Here is an 11431-nt window from a genome sequence, read left to right on the forward strand (position 1 = left end):
TTTCTACATATCAGATCTATTATACAACTAAAAGCAGAGCAATTACCAATGAATACCCCACCCGACTGAAGCTATCGCTGATGGTCGACTAAACGCAACATCCGTGTTGCATCGTCGAAACTCGCAAGTCCTCGTCATCGTCGGGCGGGATCTCAACTTATTTTTGTTTAGTCGAACCAAATAAAAACCCCGCCGCCAGAAGCGAGCAGGGTTCTTACCTGACTAGATTTGTTTGGTGACATTGAGACGAGTCATCGCACGTTGCAAAGCGAATTCTGCACGACGAACATCCAGATCAGGATGTTTATCGATCAAACGTTGTTCTGCACGAGCTTTCGCAGCCTGGGCACGAGCTACGTCGATGTCTGATGATAGCTCAGCAGTTTCTGCGAGAATAGTGACTTTATCGCCACGGACTTCCATGAAGCCTCCGCTAACAGCGATAGAGGTCTCTTTGTCGCCCTCGGTTTTAATCCGAACTGGGGCAATTTTAAGCGGGGTAACGAGCGGCATGTGGTTTGGCATAATACCAAGATCCCCATCAGTACCACGAGCAATTACCATTGTTGCATCACCGCTATAGACAACCCGTTCGGGAGTTACGACTTCAACTGTCATCTTGCTCACTTACCGTCTCCCCTTTCCAGGGTTGTCTTACTGCATTTTCTTTGCTTTTTCTACAGCTTCTTCAATCGTACCTACATAAAGGAAAGCTGCTTCTGGAAGTTCATCGTGTTTACCTTCCAAAATTTCTTTGAAGCTGCGAACCGTTTCTTTAACTGGTACATATTTACCAGGGATACCTGTAAATACTTCACCAACGTGGAATGGCTGAGACAAGAAACGTTGAATACGACGAGCACGAGCAACCGTTTGCTTGTCATCATCGCTCAACTCATCCATACCAAGGATTGCGATAATATCTTGCAACTCTTTGTAGCGTTGGAGAATTGCTTGTACGCCACGAGCAACATCGTAGTGTTCTTGACCTACTACGTCAGGAGCAAGGGCACGAGAAGTAGAAGCAAGTGGATCTACCGCAGGGTAAATACCTAACTCGGAAATACCGCGGTCAAGGTTCGTCGTTGCATCCAAGTGAGCGAACGTTGTAGCAGGAGCCGGGTCAGTATAGTCATCCGCTGGTACGTAGATCGCTTGGATCGAAGTAACGGAACCTTTTTTCGTAGAGGTAATACGCTCTTGCAAGCCACCCATCTCAGTTGCGAGTGTAGGTTGGTAACCTACCGCAGATGGCATACGGCCGAGAAGTGCGGATACCTCAGAACCAGCTTGTGTGAAGCGGAAGATGTTATCAACGAAGAGAAGTACGTCTTTTCCTTCTTCATCACGGAAGTATTCAGCCATTGTCAAACCAGTCAATGCTACACGAAGACGTGCACCCGGTGGCTCATTCATTTGTCCGAATACCATCGCTGTTTTGGAGATAACGCCGGAATCTTTCATCTCATGGTACAAGTCGTTACCTTCACGGGTACGCTCACCTACACCTGCGAATACAGAGATACCGCCGTGCTCTTGTGCGATGTTATTGATCAATTCTTGGATAGTAACTGTTTTACCTACACCTGCACCACCGAAAAGACCGATCTTACCACCTTTTACGTATGGAGCGAGCAAGTCGATAACTTTGATACCTGTTTCCAGGATTTCAACGGATGTAGCTTGCTCAGCAAATGTTGGAGCTTGACGGTGAATTGGGTCACGACGAGGAACATCGCCCATTTCTTGAAGGTCAATTGGTTCACCGAGAACGTTGAATACACGACCCAATGTTACGTTACCAACTGGAACAGAGATTGGAGCACCTGTGTCAACTGCATCCATACCACGAACGAGACCGTCAGTGGAAGACATGGAAACTGTACGTACAATGTTATCACCAAGGTGAACCGCAGCTTCAACTGTTAAGTCGATATTACGCTCACCAGAGTTTTGTGCACTGTACTGAATTTTGATCGCATTGTAGATGGCAGGTAATTGTCCACGTTCGAACTCAATGTCTACTACTGGACCCATTACCGAAACCACGCGTCCTTTCGCCATCTTGCTTCTTCCCTCCTAATAAAGGCTTTCTTGTATACCTGGTTTGACGATTGTTGCCTAAGCGTTAGCACCCGCAACGATCTCGGAAATCTCTTGAGTAATTGCTGCCTGACGAGCACGGTTGAAGAACAATGTCAAACGATCGATCATATCCGATGCGTTATCTGTCGCACTGCCCATTGCAGTCATACGAGCACCTTCTTCAGAAGCCCTTGCTTCAAGGAGTGCACTGTAGATTAATGTTTCAGCATACTTAGGCAAAAGAACTGACAATACTTCTTCCGCTGAAGGTTCGTATTCGTAGTTCACTTTGCGCTCTGTAGACTCAACTGATTGCAATGGAAGCAAGCGAGAAACTTGTGGTATTTGAGAAATCGCACTTTGGAACTGGTTGTAGCAGAGATATAGTTCATCAATTTTCTCATCAGCGAACAATTGAACTGCTGCACTGGAGATTTTTTTGATGTCAGAGAACGCTGGGTTCCCTGGCAAACCTACTACTTCTTCAGCTACCGGGTAATTACGCTTCACGAAGAAGTCGCGACCTTTACGTCCAATTACAAATAGTACGTACTCATCTTGTGATTTGTGGTTTTCACGAATGGTTTGAACCACTTTACGAATCATGTTACCGTTGTATCCACCTGCCAGACCACGGTCAGAAGTAATGATGATATATCCTGTCCGCTTAACTGGTCTTGTTTGAAGCATCGGATGTTTCGCACCCGCAGAACCGGAAGCAATGCTCGCAATCACCTCTTGGATCTTGCTTGCATAAGGACGAGATGCCTCGGCCTTCTCCTGGTTACGGCGCAGTTTCGCTGCCGCCACCATTTTCATCGCTTTGGTAATCTGACGGGTATTTTTAACAGATTTAATCCGGCGCTTTATCTCACGCGTTTGAGCCACTCATTTCACCACCTTGGGGATGCATGCCGGGAATGACCCGGCACACATAAGATGTCGATATTGCAAAAAGTTAGCGGCTTACAGCGAAGCCCTTCTTGAACTCTTCGATTGCCGCGTTGATGTCTTGTTCAGCTGGCAAGTCTTTTGTAGTACGGATATGCTCGAACAATTGTGGTTTGTTGGAGTCAATGAAAGCAAGCAGTTCTTTTTCGAAACGGCGTACATCTTCCACTGGAATCTCATCAATAAACCCTTTAGTCGCTGCATAGATAGAGATAACTTGTTTCTCTACAGGCATTGGCTCGTATTGACCTTGTTTCAAGATCTCAACTACGCGCTCACCACGAGTCAAACGTGCTTGAGTTGCTTTATCCAAGTCAGAACCGAACTGTGCGAATGCAGCCAACTCACGATATTGTGCAAGGTCAAGACGGAGTGGACCGGCAACCTTTTTCATCGCTTTAATTTGAGCATTACCACCTACGCGGGATACAGAGATACCAGAGTTAACCGCTGGACGCTGACCTGCGTTGAAAAGGTCTGTCTCAAGGAAGATCTGTCCATCAGTGATGGAGATAACGTTTGTTGGGATGTAGGCAGATACGTCACCTGCTTGAGTCTCGATGAAAGGTAGAGCAGTCAATGAACCTGCGCCCAAGTCATCGGATAACTTCGCAGCACGCTCCAACAAACGGGAGTGCAAGTAGAATACGTCACCAGGATATGCCTCACGACCTGGAGGACGACGAAGCAAGAGAGAAACCTCACGATAAGCTGCTGCTTGTTTGGACAAGTCATCGTATACGCAAAGAACGTGTCCGCCTTTGTACATGAAGTACTCACCCATAGCAACACCAGCATAAGGTGCCAAGAACAGAAGTGGAGCTGGGTCAGATGCTGTGGAAGAAACGACGATTGTATATTCCAACGCACCGTGTTTACGGAGTGTTTCAACAACACCTGCTACCGTAGATTGTTTCTGACCGATCGCAACATAGATACAAATCATATCTTTACCTTTTTGGTTGATGATTGCATCAAGTGCTACCGCTGTTTTACCTGTTTGACGGTCACCGATGATCAACTCACGCTGACCACGACCGATTGGGATCATAGAGTCAATCGCTTTGATACCGGTTTGAAGTGGCTCATGAACAGATTTACGAGCCATAACGCCTGGAGCCATGTTTTCTACCGGGCGGAATTCAGTTGTATTGATTGGTCCTAAACCATCGATAGGTTGACCGAGTGGGTTAACAACACGACCAAGGAGAGCTTCCCCTACAGGAACTTCCATGATGCGACCTGTACGTTTAACAGTGTCGCCTTCTTTGATATCGCGGAATGGTCCAAGGATAACAACACCCACGTTATCTTCTTCTAAGTTAAGTACCATACCCATTACGCCGTTTTGGAACTCAAGAAGCTCCCCAGCCATGGCTTTTTCTAATCCGTGTACACGTGCGATACCGTCACCAACCTGGATAACTGTACCTACGTCTACTACTTCGATTTCAGCTTTATAGTTAGCGATCCGCTCTTTCAAGAGGGAGCTAATTTCTTCTGGTCTGATTGCACTCACTTAAACATTCACCCCATTCATCCAGACATCTTATAGTTGATGCGCGAAGTGTTCCAATTTACGTTTGATGCTTCCATCGTACAGACGGTCTCCGATTTTCACTACTACGCCACCCATGATCGATGGGTCAACAACAGTTTGAATCCGGAGTGTCTTATTGATTAACTTCCCGAATCGATCAGCCAATTGTGCTTCTTCTTCCTGGTTTAGCGGTTTCGCCGTGGTAACAACTGCATCAGCAATTCCACGTTCTTCATTCGCAAGACCTACGTAAGAAGCAGCAATTGAAGTTAATTCTGATTCACGTCCATTATCAATCAGCACACCAATGAAGTTCAAAGTCTCATCAGCAACCTGTGCTTGAAACACGTCTTTGATGAGTTGCTTTTTATCTTCAGCAGGAATATGCGGGTGCATCAAAATTTTGGTAAGCTCTGCGTTTTGGTTAACAGCTTCAACGACACTTTTGAGTTCTACTTCAATACTATCGATTAGCCCTCGCTCTTTGGCTACTTCAAATAAGGCACGAGCGTAGCGTTTGGATACTGCTCCGCTCATAGGCTATCCCCTACTTGTTTAAGGAATTGGTCAACGCTTGCTTTTTGAGCAGCTTCGTCCAATTCTTTCTCAATAATCTTGGAAGCAAGCAATACAGAAAGGCCTGCCATTTGATCACGCAACTCAGCTTTTGCTTTTTCCACTTCACGAGCCAATTCAGAAGAAGCTTCTGCTTTCATACGCTCGTTAGCTGTTTTTGCTTCGTCAATGATGCGAGCAGATTCGTCGCTCGCTTGTTTAGTAACACGATCAAGAATTGCTTTTGCTTCTGTACGAGCTTCATCAAGAATACGACGTTGCTCCGCCAAAAGAGCTTCTGCTTCCTGGCGATTACGCTCAGCGGTACTGATTTCATTTTCAATATGCTGACGGCGTTTTTCCATTACGGACATTGCCGGTTTCATAGCAAACTTTCCTACTAAAGCCAACAATATAAGAAACATCACTAATTGGGTAAGCATTGTGCCGAACTCTAGCCCAACAGCTCCTAAGTCAAACATTCTATTCACTCCTTCCTGACTCTCAGGAAAATCCCTCATGTCGAAACGTCCACAAAAGAGAGGCGAAGGTCTGACCCCCGCCATTTCCCATTTTGATTACTTATTTGTTCATGAATACGAAGCCCATCGCAACCGCGATGATTGGAACCGCCTCAACAAGACCCAAACCTAAGAACATAAGACCCATCAAAGAACCACGAGCTTCAGGTTGACGAGCAGTACCTTCGATTGTGCGAGAAACTACAAGACCGTTACCAATACCAGCTCCAACAGCGGCAAGACCAAACATGATACCAGCAGCAAGTAAACCATTCATTGTAAAAATACCTCCCTAAAATGTAAGTGTTGTTAATAAATGCTTAGACAAGATTAGTGTTCATCGTTCACTTTTTGTGAGATATACACCATTGTTAATGTTGTAAAGATGTACGCTTGTACGGCACCAACGAATACAGAGTAACCGAGCCAGATAGGCAATGCGATTACTGCTGCGCCCGCAGAAAGCAGTACGGCAATCAATACTTCACCTGCAAAAATGTTACCGAATAGACGCAAAGGCATCGTAAGCGGTTTAATGATGAACTCTTCCATCGCATGTAAGAAGAACATGAGCGGATGCGGTTCAAAATAATGCTTGAAGTATTTACCAACTCCACCTTTTTTGATGCTTAGGTAGTGAGCATAGAGCAATACCATCAATGCAAGAGCGAAGGTTACGCTAGGTGCAGCCGTAGGTGACTTCCAGAATGCCACTGGCAAACCGTGTTCGCTGTGAAGTTCTTCTGTGATAATCTCATGTTTTTGATGAACTGCCTCTTCAGTTCCTGAAAGCGTCAACATATTCATGAGACTCTCACTGATTTCTCCCTTATAAAGCACGTTAACGTTAAACAGAAGACCTAATTGGTTTCCAATGAAGATATAGAGGAACAGTGTGAGTCCAAGAGTCACGTACTTCGCAGCTGTCTTCTTCTCCATGAACCCGCCGGCAATACCTTCAATGAATTCAATTACCCATTCAAGGAAGTTCTGCGCACCACTTGGTACCCCAGTTTGCCAATTTCTTGTTAACCCCAGAATCAGGAAGAAAACAACAAGAGATGTTACCACAATCATCAGTATGGTTGGGATATCAAAAACCAAACCAAACATTTCGAATCGCGGCGAGAAATGCATGTATTATTCACCCCTTTCTTTTGTCAAAAGTGCTTGCTTTCAAAAGTAATGTAAAAGGTCAAACTATCTATTTTAAGGAGCGATAAACAAAGAGAAGGCTGAGCAATGGAATGAGAAAAAAACCGATGAGAGCGCCAGAAATAATAAAGAGGTCGGGAAGGCGAACAGTTAAATAAACGGCAAAACCTACTGTGATCAGACGTTGGAGCATGCCTGTACCCTTGGGACGAAGCGAAGGATTTTCTGCAACCTGTCCTACTCGCCATGTCTTTGCCAATAAAACAGCCCCGTTAATTAGACTGACTGCTATCCCTAACAACAGGCTCTGCAAAAAAAGCCTATGGTCAGGCAACACTGCCCAGAGTATCATAACGAAGCTTGCACAATAAAAAGCATACTTAAAGGTTAGTCGCATTGCCGCTGAAAAGTTTTGCATCTCAATCTCCCTATAAGTAGGACCGTATTAACCGATATACACTATACACGCCAATTCCTAATCCGAGAAACAACCCTAGCATCATCATCCACGGATCACTATGTAGGTATCGATCCAAATATCTTCCTAGCCAAACACCTGATAACACACAAACGGCCAAATCGACACCGATGATACCCAGAAAGATGATAGCCTGCCCCGGTTTGTCAAGTTTCGACAAGTAAAGTCCCCCTTTTACATAAGGAGAGGGCCTGAACTTGCTTCATGCCCTCATCCATATTAACGAAGAATTATTAGATTTGTCAACTTTCCTGTGCGTCCAGCCACAAAGCGTTCACAAATTGATCACAATTTCTCTATAATTGTCGCAACGCCTTGACCGCCGCCAATGCAGAGGGTAGCTAATCCATATTTTGCTCCTTCACGCTTGTGCAATTCATGGACAAGCGTTACCAGAATCCGTGCTCCGCTCGCCCCAATTGGATGACCTAGCGCTATAGCTCCACCGTTAACATTTAACTTATCACGATTTACTCCAAGGTCTTTTCCTACAGCGAGTGATTGAGCAGCAAATGCTTCATTTGCTTCGATGACATCCATATCTTCTAACGTAAGTGATGCTTTTTCCAATACCTTCTTGGTAGCAGGCACCGGACCGATTCCCATCACTTTCGGGTCAACACCCGCACTTGCATTCGCCACGATACGTGCCAACGGCTTGAGACCAAGCTCATCAGCCTTTTCACGAGACATCACCAGCAAGACTGCTGCACCATCATTGATGCCCGATGCATTGCCTGCAGTAACAGAACCGTCTTTTTTGAATGCAGGGCGAAGCTTGCCGAGGGATTCAGCAGTTACTCCTGCACGAGGGAACTCATCCACTTCAAACGGGACAGGATCACCTTTTTTCTGTGGGATCGGAACTGGTACGATCTCATCCTTGAAGCGTCCTGCTGCAATCGCAGCCAATGCCTTCTCCTGGCTCCACGCTGAGAACTCGTCCTGCTCTTCACGAGTGAGTCCATAATGATCGCACAGGTTTTCTGCAGTTATACCCATATGGTAGTCATTAAAAGCGCACCACAGCCCGTCACGGATCATGGAATCGACGATCTTGTTATCTCCCATGCGGTAACCGTTGCGAGCACCTTCCAAAAGATAAGGGGCCTGACTCATATTTTCCATACCACCCGCCAGGATGACGTCAGTGTCTCCCGACAGAATCGATTGTGTAGCCAAGTGAACAGCCTTTAAGCCAGAGCCACAAACCTTGTTAATTGTCATCGAAGGTACTTCCTGTGCAAGTCCTGCCTGAATGGCAGCCTGTCTTGCCGGATTTTGTCCCAGGCCAGCTTGCAGCACATTGCCCAGAATTACCTCGCCAACAGCTGATTTATCTACTCCCACCTTATCCAAGGCTGCTTCCAAAACAATTGCTCCTAATTTCGTAGCACTGATTCCTGCCAATGATCCTTGAAAGTTTCCGATTGCGGTACGTACTGCACTGACGATGACAACTTCTTTCTGACTCATCGTTACCACTCACTCCTTGGGAAAAATTGTTTGGACATCTACCACCATTCAATTCTTCCCAACATGAAATTATTCCTGCCTTTCCCAAGATAAAAAAGCCGGAGTACCTACACCCTTTCAAATGTAAGTATCCGGCTGTTATTAGTTTTTCTTTTCCAGTATGCGATAGAGCGCCACGACGAATACTGCTCGGGTCGTTGGTTTATTCGGCTCAAATTTCTCGCCGATCGGATCGATCAATCCTAGCCCGACAATATTAGTAATGGAAGCCGAAGCCCATTTTGGCCATGTCTTCTTGTCGGAGAGTGTCAGATTGGTTGATGATTTTTGTTTCAGAATCCGATCGAGAATAGCGGCTGCTTCGGCACGAGTAATACTCTTGTCTGGCTTAAAGGTCTTGTCGTCATATCCTTTGATAATTCCTTTGGATAACGCGACCTGGACGGCTCCTTGTGCGTAAGCCGGAACCGTATCTTTGAAGTTCAGCTTCGGCTTGGCAGGCAGCTCCCATTTGTAGACACGTGCAAGCAGAGCTACGAATTGAGCACGGGTCAAGGCTACTTCAGGGCCGAATACATTCGCCTCCAGCCCTTTTACATACCCTTTGGCAGCCATGCTCGTTATCTCTGTCCGTGCAGGATGATTCAAGATGTCCATAAACGGAACGTCACTTGGAATATCCAGGTAGTATGGAATATACGTACCGTAGGAATTAATTTCGTATGTCCAGTTATGCTGAGCGTCCATTTGCCCTTGAAGGACATCGAGCGTCTGGTTGACTTCATTGACGTACAGAAGTCCAATTCCTTTGTTCTTCACCCACTGTTTTGGTGCAAAGGAGAGAGTAACTGGTGTTGATCCAAGCAGATCCTCTTTTCCGTTTTTCAAAGCAACAGGACTAATACTGAAGGAATAGTCCGCAGGAACATATCCAGGAAGCTGACGTTTGGCGATTGGTTGTACATCGATTCTCGCCTTCTCCAGGAATGATGCAACTTGTTGGAATGAATAATTCATGTTCAACTCTTTGCCTAGAGACAGGGTACCAGGTTGAGCAGGATTAATTTCTTTGCCAACTACTTTTTTCGTTGCATCATATGGGTAAAGCAGAGACAATTCGTCAAAATACAATGTACCTTGTTCAGGACGCAGCTCTGTTTGTTCTTTTTGGTTAACTACGTAGATGCTGCGTAAGGAAAGTGGGTAAACAGCTTCTCCAGGGAATGCTCCCTTCACCTGTTTCCAGCCAGTCCAATCAATCTGCTTCGCTAAATCCACATAATGAACCTTGCCTTTGGCATCTAAAATTTCTGCTCGAAGCCAATGGTTGCTGTTATCCCCGTAAACCCACAGACCGAGTCCAAATGGATTGCCAGGAATAGCGACTGGATTGGAACCAAGACGACCATAGGCAATTCTCACGTCACTGGTCGGAGCTCCGGCAAAATTGTACGTAAGCTTGGCTGATTTCTTCGAGCGATAGACCGGTTCGGATACGAGCCCAAACGATCCTTGTGCACTGATGCTGTCTGGGTACGCTGTATGATACATGCCCACCTGATTGTCAAAGACCAGCCACGGTTGTTCCATTTCCCCAATAATGACAGGCACTGTGGTTGACACCCCGTCGTAATTGATTGACAGATTCGCTCTGCCTTCTTTCTCGCCAGCGATCAATTGCAAGTTGTCATTTAAAGTTGCTATCTGTGAATCAACAAAACCAGTTACGCTGCGTGGCGTCGCCTCAATCACTTTTCCTGTTTTCGTCTTTACGGTAACACTGAGGTCCATCGTCTGACCGAGACCGATAAAGACAGGGTTCGGCGAAATCTCAAGCTGTGCCACATCACTTCCGCTAAATACTCTGACTTGCCGTTCCTGTTTCAATCCCCCTACTTGAGCGATTAGTCCGACAGTTCCTGATTTGGTTGCCGTAAACCGGTTATTTTCAAATACCCCTGCGTCTGATTGCGTAGAATTCCAGGTCACTGCGGAAGTGTCAATCTTCATCGGCTGATAGTGATTGTCAAACCCTTTGGCAGCCTTGAATTCTGCTTCTTGACCAATCAGCAACTCTGTAGGGCCAACGATTTGGAACCCGGCCAAATCTCCCTGTGGTGCCGTGTTATATACAGCTAACCCCGTGGGCACTCGGCGCTCAGAGCCTTCTTTTGGTGATAGTGCCAGCTTTGCGTCTGTTTCTCCTAACATCCGCACGGCCAAGGAGGTTGATCCTCCACCGTCAAAGTTCACTGCCTGATACGCACCAAGCTCAACCATAATCTGGGCAAGCTCGGCCAGGTTGGTTCCACGGCTTGTTGCGTTTTTCTCAACCGCTACAATCCATAGTGTTTTCCCATCCTGAGACGTCCCGACCGCTGTATGGGCATTGATACCTTGTACATACGTGTCAGTAGGGAATGTGCTCATTGGCACTCCTTTATCCACTAAAATAACATGACCGCCAACCGCTTGAACCCAATCTTGCCCGGTCGGTGTCGTTTGATAGTCCAATTGCACTCGGGAGCCGATTGGCACGTGCTGTTCCAGGAATTGAGCAGCTTGTCCATTTCCCCATAGTACAAAACCATTGGCCGGAATGGTTGCACCCGGTTGGTCTACACGAGTCTCAGTCGCAACCCCATCCACAAACACAACTTCGACAACATG

General features: G+C 46.2%; 12 protein-coding genes. All 12 read right to left on the reverse strand.

What is annotated here, in order from left to right; translation table 11 throughout:
* Window positions 1-222: 222 nt before the first annotated feature.
* Window positions 223-627, reverse strand: coding sequence for a F0F1 ATP synthase subunit epsilon (locus ACPW7N_RS05830; RefSeq protein ID WP_425650087.1), 405 nt, complete (start codon window positions 625-627; stop codon window positions 223-225).
* Between the two features lie 27 nt (window positions 628-654).
* Entirely contained in the window at window positions 655-2064 is a 1410-nt protein-coding gene (gene atpD / locus ACPW7N_RS05835; protein WP_425650088.1) for a F0F1 ATP synthase subunit beta, read from the reverse strand.
* 57 nt (window positions 2065-2121) lie between these two features.
* Window positions 2122-2973 carry an ATP synthase F1 subunit gamma gene (gene atpG / locus ACPW7N_RS05840; RefSeq protein WP_425650089.1) on the reverse strand — a complete coding sequence of 284 codons (852 nt, stop codon included), beginning with the start codon at window positions 2971-2973 and terminating at the stop codon, window positions 2122-2124.
* 70 nt (window positions 2974-3043) lie between these two features.
* Entirely contained in the window at window positions 3044-4555 is a 1512-nt protein-coding gene (gene atpA / locus ACPW7N_RS05845; protein WP_425650090.1) for a F0F1 ATP synthase subunit alpha, read from the reverse strand.
* 30 nt (window positions 4556-4585) lie between these two features.
* Window positions 4586-5113, reverse strand: coding sequence for a F0F1 ATP synthase subunit delta (locus ACPW7N_RS05850; protein WP_425650091.1), 528 nt, complete (start codon window positions 5111-5113; stop codon window positions 4586-4588).
* Entirely contained in the window at window positions 5110-5613 is a 504-nt protein-coding gene (gene atpF / locus ACPW7N_RS05855; protein ID WP_425650092.1) for a F0F1 ATP synthase subunit B, read from the reverse strand. Before atpF ends, ACPW7N_RS05850 begins: the two co-directional genes overlap by 4 nt.
* A gap of 100 nt (window positions 5614-5713) precedes the next feature.
* Window positions 5714-5929 (reverse strand): F0F1 ATP synthase subunit C, encoded by a 216-nt coding sequence (gene atpE, locus ACPW7N_RS05860; protein WP_425650093.1) that lies wholly within the window; start codon window positions 5927-5929, stop codon window positions 5714-5716.
* A gap of 53 nt (window positions 5930-5982) precedes the next feature.
* Complete coding sequence (atpB, locus tag ACPW7N_RS05865) at window positions 5983-6789, reverse strand: F0F1 ATP synthase subunit A (protein WP_425650094.1); 807 nt, start codon at window positions 6787-6789, stop codon at window positions 5983-5985.
* A 67-nt stretch (window positions 6790-6856) separates the two neighbouring features.
* Window positions 6857-7225 carry an ATP synthase subunit I gene (locus ACPW7N_RS05870; protein WP_425650095.1) on the reverse strand — a complete coding sequence of 123 codons (369 nt, stop codon included), beginning with the start codon at window positions 7223-7225 and terminating at the stop codon, window positions 6857-6859.
* A 10-nt stretch (window positions 7226-7235) separates the two neighbouring features.
* The gene (locus ACPW7N_RS05875; protein ID WP_425650096.1) at window positions 7236-7445 is read right to left on the reverse strand and encodes an AtpZ/AtpI family protein; all 210 of its coding nucleotides are present in this window, start codon (window positions 7443-7445) and stop codon (window positions 7236-7238) included.
* 125 nt (window positions 7446-7570) lie between these two features.
* Window positions 7571-8761, reverse strand: a complete 1191-nt coding sequence (locus ACPW7N_RS05880) for an acetyl-CoA C-acetyltransferase (protein ID WP_425650097.1) — start codon at window positions 8759-8761, stop codon at window positions 7571-7573.
* 141 nt (window positions 8762-8902) lie between these two features.
* A partial coding sequence (locus ACPW7N_RS05885) for an S-layer homology domain-containing protein (protein WP_425650098.1) occupies window positions 8903-11431 on the reverse strand: 2529 nt, incomplete at its 5' end.

Source organism: Brevibacillus nigriterrae (genome assembly GCF_049846925.1).
Lineage (GTDB): Bacteria > Bacillota > Bacilli > Brevibacillales > Brevibacillaceae > Brevibacillus_H.